The organism is Acinetobacter sp. A1-4-2 (genome assembly GCF_040233925.1).
Classification (GTDB): Bacteria; Pseudomonadota; Gammaproteobacteria; order Pseudomonadales; family Moraxellaceae; genus Acinetobacter.
On sequence record NZ_CP157981.1, the window covers coordinates 1,272,205 to 1,290,889 of the forward strand.

At 41.8% G+C, this 18,685-nt stretch carries 16 protein-coding genes; 12 read left to right on the plus strand and 4 right to left on the minus strand.

The window, feature by feature from the left end:
- Window positions 1-110 precede the first annotated feature (110 nt).
- Both ABJ384_RS06325 and ABJ384_RS06330 read right to left on the minus strand, forming a co-directional pair.
- Entirely contained in the window at window positions 111-986 is an 876-nt protein-coding gene (locus tag ABJ384_RS06325) for a bile acid:sodium symporter family protein (RefSeq protein ID WP_349929531.1), read from the minus strand.
- A 137-nt stretch (window positions 987-1,123) separates the two neighbouring features.
- On the minus strand, window positions 1,124-1,588 hold the full coding sequence (locus ABJ384_RS06330; protein ID WP_349929532.1) for a hypothetical protein: 465 nt from the start codon (window positions 1,586-1,588) through the stop codon (window positions 1,124-1,126).
- A 254-nt stretch (window positions 1,589-1,842) separates the two neighbouring features.
- On the opposite strand from ABJ384_RS06330, the gene mnmG reads away from it, so the two are divergent.
- The 3 genes from mnmG to ABJ384_RS06345 all read left to right on the plus strand — a co-directional run bounded on the left by mnmG (window position 1,843) and on the right by ABJ384_RS06345 (window position 5,693).
- The gene (gene mnmG / locus ABJ384_RS06335; RefSeq protein ID WP_349929533.1) at window positions 1,843-3,723 is read left to right on the plus strand and encodes a tRNA uridine-5-carboxymethylaminomethyl(34) synthesis enzyme MnmG; all 1,881 of its coding nucleotides are present in this window, start codon (window positions 1,843-1,845) and stop codon (window positions 3,721-3,723) included.
- 318 nt (window positions 3,724-4,041) lie between these two features.
- Entirely contained in the window at window positions 4,042-5,247 is a 1,206-nt protein-coding gene (gene mhpT / locus ABJ384_RS06340; protein ID WP_349929534.1) for a 3-(3-hydroxy-phenyl)propionate transporter MhpT, read from the plus strand.
- A 119-nt stretch (window positions 5,248-5,366) separates the two neighbouring features.
- Complete coding sequence (locus tag ABJ384_RS06345; protein ID WP_086196401.1) at window positions 5,367-5,693, plus strand: hypothetical protein; 327 nt, start codon at window positions 5,367-5,369, stop codon at window positions 5,691-5,693.
- Window positions 5,694-5,760: 67 nt separating this feature from the next.
- Here the strand turns inward: ABJ384_RS06345 and glnG are convergent, their stop codons facing one another.
- Both glnG and glnL read right to left on the minus strand, forming a co-directional pair.
- Complete coding sequence (gene glnG / locus ABJ384_RS06350) at window positions 5,761-7,239, minus strand: nitrogen regulation protein NR(I) (protein ID WP_349929535.1); 1,479 nt, start codon at window positions 7,237-7,239, stop codon at window positions 5,761-5,763.
- A complete protein-coding gene (gene glnL, locus ABJ384_RS06355; RefSeq protein WP_349929536.1) occupies window positions 7,226-8,335 on the minus strand; it encodes a nitrogen regulation protein NR(II) in 1,110 nt (369 codons plus the stop codon). Before glnL ends, glnG begins: the two co-directional genes overlap by 14 nt.
- Before the next feature lie 360 nt (window positions 8,336-8,695).
- Here glnL and rimO point away from each other — a divergent pair, with 360 nt between their 5' ends.
- The 9 genes from rimO (at window position 8,696) to ABJ384_RS06400 (ending at window position 18,684) form a co-directional block, all read left to right on the plus strand.
- Window positions 8,696-10,039, plus strand: coding sequence for a 30S ribosomal protein S12 methylthiotransferase RimO (rimO, locus tag ABJ384_RS06360; RefSeq protein ID WP_349929537.1), 1,344 nt, complete (start codon window positions 8,696-8,698; stop codon window positions 10,037-10,039).
- A gap of 58 nt (window positions 10,040-10,097) precedes the next feature.
- Entirely contained in the window at window positions 10,098-10,826 is a 729-nt protein-coding gene (gene pyrH, locus ABJ384_RS06365) for a UMP kinase (RefSeq protein WP_086196397.1), read from the plus strand.
- Between the two features lie 78 nt (window positions 10,827-10,904).
- Window positions 10,905-11,459: a ribosome recycling factor gene (frr, locus tag ABJ384_RS06370; RefSeq protein ID WP_092819386.1), complete on the plus strand. Its 555-nt coding sequence runs from the start codon at window positions 10,905-10,907 to the stop codon at window positions 11,457-11,459.
- A gap of 6 nt (window positions 11,460-11,465) precedes the next feature.
- A complete protein-coding gene (uppS, locus tag ABJ384_RS06375; protein ID WP_349929538.1) occupies window positions 11,466-12,218 on the plus strand; it encodes a polyprenyl diphosphate synthase in 753 nt (250 codons plus the stop codon).
- A 3-nt stretch (window positions 12,219-12,221) separates the two neighbouring features.
- On the plus strand, window positions 12,222-13,046 hold the full coding sequence (locus ABJ384_RS06380; RefSeq protein WP_349929539.1) for a CDP-archaeol synthase: 825 nt from the start codon (window positions 12,222-12,224) through the stop codon (window positions 13,044-13,046).
- Complete coding sequence (gene ispC / locus ABJ384_RS06385; RefSeq protein WP_349929540.1) at window positions 13,047-14,243, plus strand: 1-deoxy-D-xylulose-5-phosphate reductoisomerase; 1,197 nt, start codon at window positions 13,047-13,049, stop codon at window positions 14,241-14,243. It abuts the gene before it with no gap.
- 3 nt (window positions 14,244-14,246) lie between these two features.
- Entirely contained in the window at window positions 14,247-15,602 is a 1,356-nt protein-coding gene (gene rseP / locus ABJ384_RS06390; protein WP_349929541.1) for an RIP metalloprotease RseP, read from the plus strand.
- A 41-nt stretch (window positions 15,603-15,643) separates the two neighbouring features.
- Window positions 15,644-18,151, plus strand: coding sequence for an outer membrane protein assembly factor BamA (bamA, locus tag ABJ384_RS06395; protein WP_349929542.1), 2,508 nt, complete (start codon window positions 15,644-15,646; stop codon window positions 18,149-18,151).
- 35 nt (window positions 18,152-18,186) lie between these two features.
- The gene (locus ABJ384_RS06400) at window positions 18,187-18,684 is read left to right on the plus strand and encodes an OmpH family outer membrane protein (RefSeq protein WP_086196390.1); all 498 of its coding nucleotides are present in this window, start codon (window positions 18,187-18,189) and stop codon (window positions 18,682-18,684) included.
- Window position 18,685 lies beyond the last annotated feature (1 nt).

An 18,685-nucleotide genomic window follows, 5' to 3' on the forward strand; every position in this document is an offset into this window, starting at 1 on the left:
TTTAAAAATGCCATTGTAACGGAACTCAGGCTGAAACCACTATATATTGGTGAAAACTATCTTGAAAAAGCAAAAGAAGCAGTTTGCACTCTTTATTTACAGAAGCGAAATCAGGGCGTTATAGCCGCTGGATGAGCTGCGAATTTATTTAATAACATGCCGAATAATGTGGCAAAAATATACATAAAAATAGTGTAAATTCCTGCGGGAATGGCAATGGTGGTATTTGATAACACGGAAAGTGCAATAGTAAGCGCCATGCCTGTGTTGTGAATTCCTACTTCAAATGTACATGCGCGTGCCTGTTTGTCGGAAATTCCAGATAAATGTGGAACCAGATAACCCACTAAAAAACTGATGAGGCAAAACAGCGCGATGGCAACCCCAATCTCGGAAAAGTATTCGGTGACATTGAATCGTTCTTTATAAAGGGCATACAGGAAAATCGAAAATAAAAAAATTACTGAAAATAATCGCATGGGTTTGTTGAGTTGCAATGCAGTGTTGGGGGCAAGTGAACGAATCAACATACCCAAACAAACCGGAACAAAAATAATTAAAAAGACTTGGGTGATTTTTTCAATAGGCATGGCAACGCTTTGCGACTCACCTAAAAAATAATGCATGGATAAATTGACAATAAACGGCAGGGTAAAGGTACAGATAATAGAATTAAGGGCTGTAAGGGTAAGGTTTAATGCCACATCTCCCTTGAAAATATAGCTAATCAAATTGGCTGTAGGGCCACCAGGAGAAGCAGCAAGCAACATGAAGCCAATCGCTAAAAGTGGAGAAGGCTTAAATAAAATACAGATAAAAAATGCCACGCCAACCAAAATGACCTGTTGCGAAAATAAAGCTAAAAAAATAGCTTTAGGGTGATGACGGATACGAAGAAAATCTTTAACTGTGAGTTCAAGCCCTAAACCAATCATCATAAAAGCAAGTATAAGAGGTAAAAAAAGGGTGAAGAGACCTGAATCCATGGAATATCCTTTATTGTTTTTATCCTTTGATATCCGTAGAGTTTAAACAAGATTTTTAAATAAGCAATATATGAAACGGGTAAAACCTAGGTATTTTACCCGTTAATAATTTTAATAAAATTAACATTTTATGGAAATTATTGTGGTTGCATCTCAGGTTGCGGCTGTATTTGAGGCTGGGTTTGCATTTCTGGTTGAGCATGCTGCATGTGCATTTGTGGCTGAGATTGTTGCATCTGCATTTGGGGTTGAGAAGAAGGACGAGGAGCCATAAAACCTAAAGCACATTTACCTTTAACTTCAGTCCCGTTGATGTTTACAGTTGTTGCACCGGTATCTCCGCTACATGCACTGGTTAACTCAGGTTCATCCCCTGCGATGGAGGAGTTTTTTGCTGAAGGAAAGAATTGAGGTTCACAGGTACCATTCCAGATAATACCTCGATATGCAAAACTCACCTGTGCACCCTGACTTTTACCTTTACACGCCTTTTGGTACCTTTGAGTATCATATACCTTTTCGATCTTATCATTTGCTGAAGCTGCAAATGGCGCAAGACATAAACCACAGAGTATGGATGAGAGGAAAATATTCTTATTCATCTTTTATACCTTTGTTCGTAATGTATCCAATCTATAGATTAAAAAGTAATCAAATTTAAACAATGCTAATCAAGTAAAAAAAATTGCTTAAATGTTTAATTTCTATAGCGAGTTTGAAAAGCAGGATTACATTGCAACATTAAAAGGTTAAAAATCTCTTCAATCTTCATCAAGAAATTCGACTCATTTTGTCAACTTATTTTGCTCAGTTTTGATATAATGCTCCGTCATCATTTTTAATCTCTCAAACCATTATGCATTATCCTAAAGTTTACGATGTCATTGTTATCGGTGGCGGTCACGCAGGTACCGAAGCAGCCCTTGCTGCAGCGCGTATGGGTCGACAGACTCTGCTCTTGACTCACAACATTGAGACTTTAGGGCAGATGAGCTGTAACCCGGCCATTGGTGGTATTGGTAAATCACATCTGGTTCGTGAAATTGATGCTTTGGGCGGTGCAATGGCATTGGCTGCCGATAAAGGTGGTATTCAGTTCCGTATCCTGAATTCACGTAAAGGTGCTGCAGTACGTGCAACACGTGCCCAGGCTGACCGTGTACGTTTTAAAGCTGCAATTCGTCATACTCTGGAAAATCAGGCGAATCTGGATATTTTCCAGCAAGCGGCAGATGACCTGATTGTTGAAGGCGATACCGTTAAAGGTGTTGTAACCCAAATGGGCATCCGCTTTGATGCGAAAACAGTAGTCTTGACGACCGGTACTTTCTTGGGTGGTGTGATTCACATCGGCTTAAACAATGCCTCTGGTGGTCGTGCCGGTGATCCTCCATCTATTGCATTGGCTGCACGCTTACGTGAATTAAACTTGCCTGTAGGTCGTTTAAAAACAGGTACGCCACCGCGTATTGATGCACGTTCAGTAGATTTTTCTGTCATGACTCCGCAACCGGGTGATTTCCCGTCTCCGACCATGTCATTTATGGGTGATGCATCCATGCATCCGGAACAGATCAACTGCTATATCACCCATACCAATGAGCGTACGCATGACATTATTCGTGGAGGACTTGACCGTTCACCAATGTATACCGGTGTGATTGAAGGCATAGGTCCACGTTACTGCCCATCGATTGAAGATAAAATTCACAAATTTGCTGATAAAGATTCGCACCAGGTATTCCTTGAGCCTGAAGGCCTGGATACCCATGAGCTTTATCCAAACGGTATTTCTACATCTCTTCCATTTGATGTGCAGTTTGAACTGGTGCGCTCAATCCGTGGTATGGAAAATGCGCATATTCTTCGTCCGGGTTATGCCATTGAATATGACTATTTTAACCCGCAAGCGTTGAAATTCTCTTTGGAAACCAAGGCCATCAATAACCTGTACTTTGCAGGTCAAATTAATGGTACAACCGGTTATGAAGAAGCAGGGGCGCAAGGTTTGTTGGCAGGCTTGAATGCGGCACGCCGTGCATGGGATCAGGAACAATGGACACCGAAACGTGATGAAGCGTACATGGGGGTACTGGTAGATGACCTGATTACTTTAGGGACTAAAGAGCCGTACCGCATGTTTACTTCACGTGCGGAATATCGTTTGATGCTGCGCGAAGACAATGCGGATCAACGTTTAACGCCAATTGGTCGTGAAATGGGGTTGGTGGATGATGAGCGTTGGGCATCTTACTGTGAAAAAATGGAAGCGGTAGAAACAGAAAAAGGTCGTTTGCAACACCTTTGGGCTGCGCCAAACAATCCGATGGGTAAAAAATTCGTTGAAATGACCGGTGCAGATCTGTCTAAAGAATGTTCTGCTATTGATTTGTTGAAACGTCCTAATATCAGCTTTGCTCAAATTGCGGAACTCACAGGTTCAGAAGTTTCTGCATTTGTTGGTGAGCAAATTGAAATTGCGGTGAAATACGAAGGTTACATCAACCGTCAGCAAGAAGATGTAGCACAAATGAAGCGTCTGGAAGAAACACGCATTCCAGCAGACTTTGATTATGATGTGGTTTCAGGCTTGTCGCGTGAAATTACATTAAAATTGAAAGACGTTCGTCCTGAGACCCTTGCTCAGGCAAGTCGTATTCCCGGGGTAACACCTGCAGCGGTTCAACTGGTGATGATTACTATTCGTAAGAACAATCAAGCGAAAAAAACTGCTTGATACAATGTGAGTTAAGTTGATAAAAAGCCCGCTAAACGCGGGCTTTTTATCATTTAATTTTAAACTATTACTTTTGACTATGGTTTGATCATAAATAACTACCAAAATTATAAGTATCTGAAAATATAAAATAATAAATAAAATTAAGATATATTATGTCTATTTGTTTAATCTTTTATGTCTAATTTGAATGATTTTCTTTGAGGTGGCGCACATTAAACCCGACCATTGTAGTGGTATTTATTTCAACAGATTGATCTGAAAATAGTGAAGCAAATTGCTGTGGGTTAATTTGCTTAATATGGACGGAGTTCAATCATGGCACAAATACAAACAGGTAAAATGCAGAAATTCTTAACAGTATTTTTGTGTTTTTGGGTCGCATTTTTTGAAGGTTTTGACCTTCAGGCTCCCGGTATTGCCGCAAAAGGAATTGCTGAAACATTTGCTCTAGACCAGGTGCAAATGGGCTATGTATTTAGTTTAGGTGTTTTTGGTATGTTGTTTGGCGCGTTCTTTGGTGGACGTGTTGCTGACTATTTAGGTCAGAAGAAAGTTTTAATGCTTTCAATTGCAATTTTCGGCCTATTTATGTCGCTTACTGCGATCGCGCCGAGTATTGAAATTTTATATGCAGCGCGCTTTTTTACCGGCTTAGGCTTGGGTGCTGCGATGCCAACCATGATTTCCGTGGTGGGTGATGAGGCGACTGAAGCCAATCGCGGCAAGCTGAATAGCTTGATGTATTGCGGATTACCGGTAGGCGCAATCTTTGTTGCGGGCTTGGCTATCTTATTTAAAGATATTTCTTGGCATACTCTATTTTTGATTGGTGGCTTAACCCCTTTAGTTCTGCTGCCATTTATGGCGATTATTCTTAAAGACAAGCCTAAGAAAGTCGCTGTTGAGCAAGCTGCAGATGAAGCTGTTCCGGGTATGGTTGAGGTGCTATTTAAAAAACAGCAATATAAATATACGATGCCGCTTTGGGTGGGTTTCTTCTTTACCCTGATGATCAATTATATTTTGATTAGCTGGTTACCTAATTTGCTTATGGAGCAAGGCTTGGAAAAACCACAGGCTTTCATGGTGATGCTGGTATTCCAGATAGGTGCTGTAATTGGTACTCTGGCTTTGGGTTATTTGCTGGACCGTTTAAAACTGTGGCAGATGGCGGTGATTATCTATAGTGGTTTATTTATTGCCCTTGTACTGTTATTTACATCTAGCTCTATTCCAGTACTTGTTTTGGCAGGCTTTATGGGCGGGATTTTCTCGACAGGCGGACAATCGATTCTGTATGGCATTTCACCGATTTTCTATTCGGGTACAGGTAAAGTCACAGGCGTGGGCAGTGCGATTTCTTTGGGCCGATTAGGTGCAATGACAGGACCATTACTGACAGGAAAAATTTTGGCGATCGGCTTGGGAACAACAGGGATTTTAATGGCCAGTTTACCTGCTGTGGCTATCTCGGCAGTAGCGGTGACTGCACTCTCACGTTATAAAGCAGCGCATAAATAAAAGCATAAGGCTATAAAAAAGGGAATTTTGAGGATTCCCTTTTTTTGTTAAGTATTTTAAGCATTCACTTTACTTGAGTTTGTTAATATAGTCGGATACAAAACTGAATTTAAAATGTTATGAGCTATCAACTGATCGAACTCGATATTCAAGCCACAGATAATATCCAATGTCCACACTGTCAGCAGCACGTGATCAATTGGGCTGAAGAACAATATATACAACCCTGTGAACATGTCTTGTTTATCGCTATGGATATTGGCTTTGAATATATCACGGATGAATTCGAGCATACCATGCTGCGCTCTGTAGATGATCTACATGCCCATGATGACCAGGTGAATATGTGGGCCGAAATTATTCAAGCTACGTATCCCGATTATCTGATTTTTAAATCTGATCTGGGGGCTGAAGGATATTTTCGTTATGTGGGTTTTACTGCGTAAGTATTTACTAGGTGAAAATACAATAATAAAAAAGCGCCTTTAGGCGCTTTTTTATGGGTGGAAAAGTTTAGCTTTCGATTTCTTCTTCTACATCATCATCAGCAGTGTCCATGCCTAGCTCTTTTAATTTGCGGGTTAGGGTATTGCGTCCCCAGCCTAGTAATTCAGCTGCATGACGTTTACGCCCGCGGGTTTGCTGCAAAGCGGCAGTAATTAGCGTGCGTTCAAACATTGGTGTAGCAATGTCCAGAATTTTCATTTCACCATTTTTTAGTTTCTGGATGGCCCATTGACCCAATAATTCATCCCAATGATGAAGGGAAATACGGTCAAAGGTGTTGTGTGGTTGTGCGTCTTCAGCTGAGCGCTGAATTGGAATCTGTTTCAGTTCTGAAGGCAGGTCTTCAGGATAAACTTCACGTCCGGTAATCATGACAGTCAGCCAGCGACAGGTATTTTCTAACTGACGCACGTTGCCTTGCCAGGGTAGCTGTTGCATATATTCCTGGGTTTCAGGGCGCAAGATTTTAGGATTGACACCCAATTCTTTACCCGCACGAGCCAAGAAGTGCTGCGCCAGCATAGGAATGTCTTCGCGACGATGGGCCAGTTTTGGAATATGAATGCGGATCACATTCAGACGGTGATACAAGTCTTCACGGAAGCGTCCGTCATGCACCAGTTTTTCCAGATCCTGATGGGTTGCTGCAACAATACGTACATCGACCTTCACCGGGATATGTCCACCGACACGATAGAACTCGCCATCTGCCAGAACACGCAGTAAACGAGTTTGGGTTTCAAATGGCATGTCACCAATTTCATCTAGAAACAGTGTGCCACCATTGGCTTGCTCGAAACGGCCTTGGCGCTGTGAGTTGGCACCGGTAAAAGCACCTTTTTCATGACCGAAAAGTTCGGTTTCAATCAGGTCTTTAGGAATGGCTGCCATATTCAAGGCAATAAAAGGTTTGCTGCTGCGTGGCGAATGGCGGTGTAGCGCATGCGCGACCAGCTCTTTACCAGTCCCTGACTCACCATTGATCAATACGGTAATGTGCGATTGGGATAAACGGCCAATTGCACGAAACACTTCCTGCATAGCAGGAGATTCACCAATAATTTCAGTCGATTGAATGGCTGGGGTGACTTTGGCAGATTCTTGCTGCTGTAATTTGGCAATATGCAGGATGGCACGGTTGACCAGTGCCAGTGCTTCATCAATATCAAAGGGTTTTGGCAGATATTCAAAAGCACCGGTTTGATAGCTGGATACTGCAGATTCCAGATCTGAATGCGCGGTCATGATAATGACCGGTAAATCAGGATGGGTGCCTTTGACTTTGCCCAGGAAAGTCAGACCATCGATGCCAGGCATACGAATGTCAGTTAAAATAACATCAGGTGCATCTATGCTGAGCTGATCCAGTGCAGACTGTGCCTCTTCAAAACTGGTCACGTCAAAGCCTTCTTCTTTGAAGGTTTTTTCCAAAACCCAGCGCATGGCACGATCATCATCAATGACCCATATTTTATTTCGCGACATGGTTAGACTCCCAAGGTAAATATAAGCTAAATACTGTTTTTCCTGGAACGGATTGGCATTCAATCATTCCGTTATGTTGGTGCATAATATTCTGTGCAATGCTCAGGCCCAGTCCGGTGCCTTTAGCACGTCCTGTGACCAGTGGATAAAATACCGATTCTAAAATTTCTTCTGGAACGCCTGGACCGTTGTCTTCAATATCAATACGGACCGCAGAACGCTTTAACACCCCATTAATGGTGACCAGACGCTGAATCCGGGTTCTTAAAATCAGTTCCGGTTGATGATCAACAAAGAATTCTCTGTTTTCCATCATGGCCTGTACGGCATTGACACTGATATTGAGCATGACCTGAATCAGCTGGTCGCGATCTGCCATTACTTCAGGCAAGGACAAATCATAGTCGCGGGTAATTTTGATTTTCTTTTTGGTCTGGTTGGTAATCAGTGAACGTACACGTTCCAGAGGCTCATGCACATTGACCAGTTCATAACTTGGTAGCTGGCGGGAGCCGAGCATGGTGTCGGCCAGATTGCGCAAACGGTCTACTTCACTAATAATAATGTCGGTAAATTCTTTGTATTGCGGGTCATTCAGGCTGCGCGCCAGTAATTGGGTAGCGCCACGAATGCCGCCTAAGGGGTTTTTGATTTCATGGGCGACACCACGAATCAGTTGTCGTGCTACCTGATGCTGCTGAATCAGGTTTTCTTCTTTGGATATTTTCAGCATCCGGTCAATTTGATTCAGCTCAATCAAGAGGAGAGGATGATAGGGTTTCTGTGAATTAATCAGAGATACGGTGTAATCGACATGAATATCTTTAAAATTGACACTAATCGTGGCTTCACGACGGGTATAGGGCTGTCCGGTTGTAAAAGTATTGAGTAAGGCTTCTTTAGTATTGAACTCATCATCCGGCATATGCAGCAAATTTAACACCGGCTGTCCCGCCGCCCGCAGTAAACTGATGTCGAACAAGGATTCGCAAGAAGAATTTAAATAAAAAATATTCAGGTTACTGTCGACCAATAAAACTGCAGTGGTTAAATTATCCACTAAAAGGCGATAGTCGATAGCGACGGGTTGATCCATTTGCGAAAGCATCCTGTATTAAAATAGCGCAATGGCATCTGCACTTCTTTTCATTTCTCCCTGTTATGGGACATTCAACGAGTTAAACGTGGTCGAAATAAAGCAAAATGCACGCCAACTTTGAGCATGGGGGTAAATATAAATTCTGCCGCTATAAAACTGTGCTTTTTTGTTTTTGATAACAGAATTCCAATTTCATAGTAATAGAAATATAATTATTAGTGAACCAAAATGGTGCGTTTGAATTATTTGCTAAAAATATAGCCGTATTTTGGTGCGTAATACAAAGAGTCGGGATTCCACCTGTTTTTATGATTGGAAAAGACATACAATACGCGCATTATAGTGGAGCGCAGATTCATGAAATCCCCCAAAGTCGGTTTTGTTTCTTTAGGTTGTCCTAAGGCATTGGTAGATTCCGAACGAATTTTAACTCAGTTGAAGACTGAAGGTTATGATGTAGCATCGGATTACGATGGTGCTGATTTAGTAGTTGTTAATACCTGTGGTTTTATTGAATCTGCAGTACAAGAATCTTTAGATGCAATTGGCGAAGCCATGAGTGCAAATGGTCGTGTGATTGTGACCGGCTGCTTGGGTAAAGATGAAGAAAAAATTCGCCAGATGCACCCCAATGTCCTTAAAGTGACGGGTGCTGCAGCATATCAAGAAGTGATGGAAGCCGTACACCAGTACGTGCCTGAACCACCAAAACATAATCCATTTATTGACCTTGTTCCGGAGCAGGGTATTCGTTTAACCCCTAAACATTATGCCTATCTAAAAATATCAGAAGGCTGTAATCATCGTTGTACCTTCTGCATTATTCCAAGCATGCGCGGTGACCTGGTATCACGTCAGGTCGGTTCTGTACTTGAAGAAGCAGCAGCGCTCAAGCGTGCAGGCGTGAAAGAAGTACTGGTGATTTCTCAGGATACTTCCGCTTATGGTGTAGATACGAAGTACAAACTCGATTTCTGGAATGGCCAGCCGGTTAAAACCAAGTTTTACGATATGTGTGAGGCATTGGGTCAATTAGGCATCTGGGTACGTTTACATTATGTCTATCCATATCCGCATGTGGATGCAGTCATTGATTTGATGGCACAAGGTAAAATCCTACCTTATCTGGATATTCCTTTCCAGCATGCTAGCCCTAAAATCCTGAAACTGATGAAACGTCCAGCGCACAGTGAAAATACATTAGAGCGTTTAAAATTGTGGCGTGAAAAATGTCCAGATTTGGTGATTCGTTCAACTTTTGTGGTGGGTTTCCCTGGCGAAACAGAAGAAGACTTCCAAATGCTATTGGAATGGCTCAAAGAAGCTCAGCTTGATCGCGTAGGTTGCTTTACTTACTCACCAGTTGAAGGTGCAACTGCCAACGATTTGCCAGACCATGTACCGGAAGAAATCAAGCAAGAGCGTTATGAACGTTTCATGCAAGTGCAGCAGGAAATTTCTGCAGCCAAACTGCAAAAACGTATTGGCCAAACCATGACTGTGCTGGTCGATGATTTGGAAGATGAATTTCCGGTTGCGGTTGCGCGTTCTTATGCCGATGCGCCTGAAATTGACGGTAATGTCTTTGTAGAAGATATTGATAAAAGTCAGATTAAAGCGGGTGATTTGCTGGAAGTGGAAATTACTGATGCCGATGAATATGACTTGTATGCAAAGTTGATTCGCATTAAATCAGCTTGATCTGTCATAAAAATAGACGAATAAAATTTTAGATATTGGAAGATTTGGAGATTTCCTGATGTTGGACTCAAAAAAGCCCCGTTATGCACGTATTTTATTGAAACTTTCTGGTGAAGCACTTGCCGGAAACAAAGATATGGGTATTGATGCCACTGTGCTTGATCAAATGTCCCTAGCGATTGCGCACTTGGTCGGTTTAGGCGTACAAGTGGGTATCGTAGTGGGCGGTGGTAACCTGTACCGCGGTAGCCAATTGCAAAAAGATGGTCTGGTTGGCCGTGTAACCGGTGACCAGATGGGTATGTTGGCTACAGTAATGAATGGTCTAGCATTACGCGATGCTTTAGTGCGCCGTAACATTAAAACCCGCTTAATGTCAGCACTGCCAATTGGTGCTGTGGTTGAATCTTATTCAAGCCGTGATGCGATTCGTCATTTAACTCAAGGCGAAGTATGCGTATTTGTTGCTGGTACAGGTAATCCATTCTTTACCACAGATACGGCAGCTTGCTTACGTGGTATCGAAATTGAAGCCAACCTGATCTTGAAAGCGACTAAAGTGGACGGTGTTTATAATAAAGACCCAAGCAAATACGATGATGCTGTGAAATACGAAGCACTGACTTTCGATCAGGTACTTGATGAAAAATTAGGTGTGATGGATTTAACCGCGATTTGCCTATGTCGTGACCATAACGTGCCACTTCAAGTATTCGACATGAACAAAGCTGGTTCATTGCTTTCAGTGGTGATGGGTGAAAAAGAGGGTACTCACGTTACGAATTAATGTACGTGAGCCTGAAAGCTCTTTATACTACACGCTATTTAGTTATTACATCTCTTAGAATTAAGTAAGGAAGATCACATGATTAACGATCTTAAAAAAGACGCTGAAGACCGTATGAACAAGACGCTTGAGTCTTTGGAGCATGGTTTTGCCAAGGTTCGTACAGGACGCGCGCATCCATCCATCCTGAACGGTGTTATGGTTCCTTACTATGGCTCGGATGTGCCATTAAACCAGGTGGCGAACGTGGGGGTTGAAGACTCGCGTACATTGCTTGTTCAGCCATTTGAACGTTCAATGGTCTCTGCAATTGATAAAGCGATCCGTGAATCAGACTTGGGCTTGAACCCAATTACGGCTGACGCGATTCGTGTACCGATGGCGGCACTGACTGAAGAAACACGTCGTGATATGCAGAAAGTTGCACGTAATGAGGCTGAAAATGCCAAAGTTGCCATTCGTAACATTCGTCGTGATGTGTTGGGTGACATCAAGGCATTATTGAAAGAAAAAGAAATTTCTGAAGATGATGAGCGTCGTGCAGGTGATGACATTCAGAAAATCACTGATAAATTTGTTGCTGAAGTTGAAAAACGTCTGGCTGCTAAAGAAGCTGAATTGATGAAGGTCTAAGATTGAATGACCGTATCAGAAGATAATATGCTTCTTCCAAAACATGTTGCCATCATCATGGATGGCAACAATCGTTTTGCAAAAAAAAAGCAAATGCAAAAAGGTGCAGGACATCGTGAAGGAAAAAATGTCCTGGATCCGATTGTTGAACACTGTAGAAAAAATCAGATTCAAGCGCTAACCGTTTTTGCATTTTCCAGTGAAAACTGGAATCGCCCTCAGTTTGAGGTTGATTTGCTCATGCTACTGTTGGAAGAAACCATTCATGAGCAATTGCCACGGATGGAAAAATTCAATATTGCCTTACGTTTTATTGGTGACCGTTCACGTTTGTCCGACCGTTTGCGCGAGTTAATGTTGCAAGCTGAACAAAGGACTGCTAAGTTCGACAGCATGACTTTAACTATTGCCATCAGTTATGGTGGTATGTGGGATATGGCTCAGGCTGCAAAACAGATTGCAGCAGATGTGCTGGCGAAAAAAGTTGCGGTTGAAGATATTGACGTGGAGCTTTTTGGGCAACACGTCTGCATGGCCGATTTGCCTGCTGTAGATTTACTCATTCGTACAGGGGGTGATTATCGTTTGTCAAATTTTTTACTTTGGCAAGCCGCGTATGCTGAGCTATATTTTACCCCAACCTTGTGGCCTGAATTTACTGTAGAAGAATTAGATGATGCATTCGCGGTCTTTGCTGGACGTGAACGTCGTTTTGGTAAAACTTCAGAGCAAATCCAACAAGAGAAACTTGAGAATTAATAAATGTTAGAGCGGATTATAACCGCATTGGTATTGGTAGCAGTTGTACTGAGTTGTATGTTTGCTACACAGTCTCAGTATCCAATGTTTATGCTGATGATTGTTGCAGCAGGGGTTGCAGGGTATGAGTGGTTTAAGCTTATGCCAAGAAAGAATAAAAATCTTATTAAGCCTTTAGCTTGGGTTTATGGATTTGCTACTGCCGCTTTAGCAACTTTAGCATTATATTTTAATGATATTGCTCTGCTACTTTGGGCAGCTTCCATTATTTGCTGGATCTGCAGTATTTTTTGGGTTAAATCGTATCCAGACTATGATGGATGGTACAATTCCAGCTTAAAGATTATCGGATTTATTTTAGTTTCTGCTGCAGTCACCGCAATTTTCTCTGTATGGCATAGCTCGCCATGGTGGCTTATGTACCTGTTTTTACTGGTATGGGGTGCAGATAGCGGTGCTTATTTTGTTGGGCGTAAACTTGGCAAGAAAAAACTTGCTCCAGATGTTAGTCCAAATAAATCAGTAGAGGGTTTATATGGTGGTATTTTTACTGCCATGCTGATTGTGGTCGCGGTAGAAATCCTTTATTTGGATTTAACTCTGGCACAGCATATCTTATTTCTAATTTTATCTGTGATTACCGTATTTAGTTCGGTTCTTGGTGACTTGTTTGAGTCCATGATTAAACGACGCGCTGGAATTAAAGATTCAGGTCGTATTCTGCCAGGACATGGTGGCGTACTTGACCGCATTGATTCATTGCTTGCTGCTGCTCCAATTTTTGCTGTAGGCATGTATGTTTTAAAACTTATTGGTGTAGATTTATAGATGTCACAATCTGTTTGTATATTAGGTGTAACGGGTTCAATCGGTCAAAGTACCTTAAAAGTTCTGCAACAGCATCCTGAAAAGTATTCTGTTTTTGCAGTCACGGCGCATAGCAGAATTTTGGAACTCGTTGCAATATGCAAACAATATCGACCAAAAATTGTGGTTGTTCCTTCCAGTCGAGTTAAAGAATTACAGCAATATTTTCATGAACAGTCTTTAACAGATATTGAAATCTTGACTGATGAGGCGGGCTTGATCGCTGTTGCCGAACATGCAGATGTCGATGTGGTGATGGCAGCCATTGTGGGTGCTGCGGGTTTATTGCCGACCTTGGCTGCTGTTAAAGCAGGTAAGCGTGTCCTTCTGGCCAATAAAGAAGCGCTGGTGATGTCGGGTGATATCATGATGCAGGCTGCACGTGATTATCAGGCCGAATTGCTTCCGGTCGACTCTGAGCATAATGCTATTTTCCAGTGCTTACCTTCGAATTATTTCCAAACAGAGCGCAACGGTCAGCCTAAACAGGGCGTCTCCCGTATTTTACTTACAGCTTCTGGCGGGCCATTTCTCAATCATAGTCTCGAACAATTACAGAATGTGACACCTGCACAAGCCTGCAAACATCCTAACTGGTCGATGGGGCAAAAAATCTCTGTAGATTCAGCAACTTTAATGAATAAAGGTTTAGAGTTGATTGAAGCTTGTCATCTCTTTGCAATTTCAGAACAGTTTGTAACAGTGGTGGTACATCCACAGAGTATCATTCATTCTATGGTTCAATATGTGGATGGGTCGACTTTGGCACAAATGGGCAATCCTGATATGTGTACGCCAATCGCGCATGCACTTGCATGGCCAGAGCGTATTCAAACCCATGTTCCTGCACTCGACCTGTTTGTCAATCAGCAACTCGATTTTCAGGAACCTGATACACTGCGTTTTCCAGCATTAAAACTTGCACGTCAGGTCATGCAAACGGGTGGTTTGGCACCTGCGATTCTAAATGCTGCCAATGAGATTGCTGTTGCTGCCTTTTTGAAAAGTGCCATTGGCTTTACAGAAATTCCTCAGGTAGTCGAACAGACTTTAAATCAGGTTGAAGGGGGCGCTGCAGAGTCGATTGAGCGTATTTTACAAGTCGATCAAATGGCTCGATCTGCTGCCCAGCAAATTGTCATCAATAAAGGAAGCTAAAACATGAGTGCCTTGTTTATGATTGTGGCAGCAATTTTACTTCTTGGACCGCTCATTGCGATTCATGAGTTTGGACATTATATTGTTGCGCGTAAACTGGGTGTTAAAGTTTTAGTTTATTCGATTGGCTTTGGGCCGACCTTAGTCAAGTGGACCTCTAAAAAATCGGGCATTCAATATCAGCTTTCAGCATTGCCGTTAGGTGGCTATGTCAAAATGCTTGATGAACGGGAAGGCAGCGTTGCTGAAGAGGATTTACCTAAGGCATTCAACCGTCAGCATCCCTGGAAACGGATTGCAATTGTTGCTGCCGGGCCGTTAATCAATCTGGTTTTTGCCGTGTTATTGTTCTGGGTTTTGTTTATTCCATCGCAAGAACAATTGAACACCCGTGTAGGTAAAGTGTTGCCAAATACCCCGGCTGCTATAGCTCAAATGCAGGTTGGTGACAAAATTACAACAGTCGATGGAACGCAAGTCACAACCTGGGAAAAGTTAAATTTTGCCTTGGTGGATCGTGTTGGTGAAACCGGTTCTATTGAAATTCAGGCAGACCGTCACGGTCAGTTGCAAACCTTTTACTTGCCTATCCAGAACTTCTTAAAAAATCAAGACCAGTCTGCATTGGATAGTTTGGGCTTTATGCCATATCGTCCATATATTGCTCCCGTGGTCAGCAAGCTGAGTGAAGGTGGTGCAGCTATTCGTCAGGGGATGAAAGAAGGCGACAAAATTGTGGCCATTGATGGCGTGAAAATGAATGACTGGTTCGATGTTGTTCAAGTTGTTCAGGCTTCTCCAGAAAAATTATTAAAAATAGATGTATTACGTCAAAATCAGCTGCTACATTTACAGGTGATGCCACAAGCCAAGCGTGATAGCATGGGTAATGTTTCAGGTATGCTTGGTGTACAAAGTACCTCTGGAAAAATAACCATTCCCGAAGAATATAAGCAAACCATTCAATACAGCCCGACTGAAGCACTGGTGATGGCTGTTGATAAAACCGGCCAAATTTCAGGTATGATTTTGAACTCGATGGTTAAAATGGTCCGTGGTTTAATTGGGCTGGATAATTTATCTGGACCGATCACCATTGCCAAGGTAGCAGGGCAAAGTGCGGAAATGGGTTGGCAAACCTTTATCTCATTTATGGCCTTAATGAGCGTGAGTTTAGGTATTTTAAATTTATTGCCTATACCAATGCTTGATGGTGGACACTTGGTTTACTATGTTATTGAGCTAATTCGTGGTAAACCTGTTTCTGAACAAATACAATTGTTTGGTTTAAAAATTGGTATGGTACTGCTCGGTAGCATGATGCTCCTTGCACTATTCAATGACTTCATGCGTTTATAACAACGTAAATATGTAATAAATTAACATCGGAAAAGACTGGCATGCAGCACACACATTTATTTATGCCTTTGGCACTCGTTAGTGCAATGGCAGCAGTACAACAAGTATATGCAGCAGATGAATTCATTGTTCGCGATATCAAAATTGATGGACTTGTTCGCTTAACGCCAGAAAATGTTTATGGAGTGTTGCCTGTCAATGCTGGCGATCGGGTTAATGATGCGATCATTGCAAATGCGATTCGTGCCTTGTATGCCACTGGCCTGTTTGATGATATCAAGGCATCTCAACAAGCAGATACGCTTGTTTTTAGCGTGGTAGAACGCCCGGTTATTTCAAAGGTTGAGTTTAAGGGAAATAAACTTATCCCTAAAGAAGCCCTGGAAGAAGGGCTGAAAAAAATGGGGATTGCAGAAGGCGAGGTTTTGAAAAAATCTGCTTTGCAAACCATTGAAACCGAGCTTGAACAGCAGTATATGCAGCAAGGGCGTTATGATGCCGATGTTAAGGTCATCACGACTGCCAAACCCAATAATCGTGTTGATTTAACTGTTGACTTTGTTGAAGGTAAGGTAGCTAAAGTTGTTGATATCAATATTATTGGCAATACCGTTTTTAAAGAAAGCGATATCAAGCAAGCTTTTGCTGTGAAAGAAAGTGGTTGGAGTTCGATTGTTACCCGTAACGATCGCTATGCACGTGAAAAGATGGCTGCCAGCCTTGAAGCTTTGCGTGCTTTATATTTAAACAAGGGTTATATCAATTTCAATATCACCAACTCAAGTTTGAACTTGAGTGAAGATAAAAAGAATATCTTTGTCGAAGTTGCTGTAGATGAAGGCGAACAATTTAAATTTGGACAAAGCAAGTTCCTGGGCGATGCACTTTACAAACCTGAAGAATTAAAAGCACTGCAAATTTATAAAGATGGTGACATTTATTCTCAAGAAAAAGTCAATGCGGTCAAGCAGCTTTTACTGCGTAAGTATGGTAATGCCGGTTATTACTATGCTGAAGTGAATGTCGTTCCTGAAATCAATAAAGAAACCAAACTGGTTGATTTAAACTATTATATTAATCCAGGGCAGCAAGTCACTGTGCGTCGTATCAACTTTACCGGTAATAGCAAAACAGCCGATGAGGTATTACGTCGCGAAATGCGGCAGATGGAAGGTGCATTAGCCAGCAATGAAAAAATTGATTTATCTAAAGTTCGTCTAGAACGTACAGGTTTCTTTAAAACAGTCGATATTAAACCGGCACGTATTCCGAATGTACCTGACCAGGTTGATTTGAATGTCAATGTTGAAGAACAGCATTCAGGTACCAGTACACTGGCAGTCGGTTTCTCGCAAAGTGGTGGTGTAACCTTCCAGGCGGGCTTAAGTCAAACCAACTTCTTGGGTACAGGTAATGCGGTATCAATTGACTTGTCGCGTTCAGAAACACAAGATTATTATAATTTAAGCGTGACTGATCCATACTTCACCATTGATGGTGTCCGTCGCGGTTATAACATGTATTACCGTAAAACCAAGCTGGATAATAACTATAACGTCAATAACTATGTAACCGACAGTTTTGGTGGTGGTATCAACTTCGGTTATCCAATTGATGAGAACCAGAGTATCAGTGCAGGTCTAAATATTGACCAAACAGAAGTGACTACCGGTCCTTATGTATCTACTTATGTTCGTGACTATTTGCTAGCGAATGGTGGTAAAGCCACTGGTTCGGATACAAAGTGTAATGTAGATACTGTTCTTGATCCGTCTACAGGCCTATATAACTGCCCAACAGGCCAGGAAGTAACTTTTGATAATAAGTTTAATGGTGATTTCCTAACCTATAACCTTAATTTAGGTTGGTCTTATAATACTTTGAACCGTCCTGTTTTCCCGACATCAGGTATGTCACATCGTGTGAATGGTGAAATTGCATTACCAGGCAGTGATGTGGAATATCAAAAAATTACTTATGATGCCCAAGCCTTCCAGCCTTTAGGTAAGGGCTTTGTATTACGTGGTTATGGTAAGTTGGGTTATGGTAACGACTTGCCATTCTATAAAAATTTCTATGCCGGTGGTTTTGGTTCAGTACGTGGTTATGACAACAGTACATTAGGTCCTAGATATCCTGGTGTTACTTATAATGAGTCAGGAACTAAAGATTATAATCCGGAAGAAGTCGGTGGTAATGCTTTAGTACAATTTGGTACCGAACTGGCACTACCTTTACCATTTAAAGGGGATTGGACACGCCAAGTTCGCCCAGTACTGTTTGCTGAAGGTGCACAAGTGTTTGATACTCAGTGTGATATTCCAAAAGGAAACTTATATCTGGATTCGACTAATACTCAAGTCAATGCGAAACAATATTGCGAAGATAACTTCGGCTTTGATGCAGGTAATATGCGTTATAGCATAGGTGCAGGTTTTACCTGGATTACCATGATTGGGCCACTATCTCTCAGCTATGCTTATCCGTTAAATGAAAAAGACGGTGATAATACTAAAAATATCCAATTTGAAATTGGTCGTACTTTCTAAGTGCGACCCTCAATGGGTTTAAAGAGGATATGTGTATGAAGAAAATATTAATGAGCCTTGTTTTTGCTGGTTTGGCGAGTACGTCGATAGTACATGCCGCTGGTTATGGGGTTGTTGATCTGGAAAAAGTGGTAGAAAATAGCACTTATTTAAAACAGCAGAATGTTTCTTTGCAGCAAAAAGTCAAGCCGCAAACCACTAAACTGGAACAGTTAGCTAAAGAACTCGAAGCTCTACAGCAACGTGCTCAGCAAACGCCTAATTTATCTGATGCTGAAAAGCAAAAAATGTCTGTGCAATTTCAGACTCAGCTAAAAGAATTTAATACGCTGCAGCAAAGTGTACAGTCAACCGTTCAGTCTACGATTCAGATGATGAACAAGACTTTAGGGGCTCGAGTTAAGCAAGTGGCAGAACAATTGCGTAAAGAAAATAACTTGGATGTTGTTTTGAATAAAAATTCAGCACTTGCTTATGACCCTAAATATGATTTAACTGATAAAATGATTCAAAAGGTTAACGTTATTAAGTAAT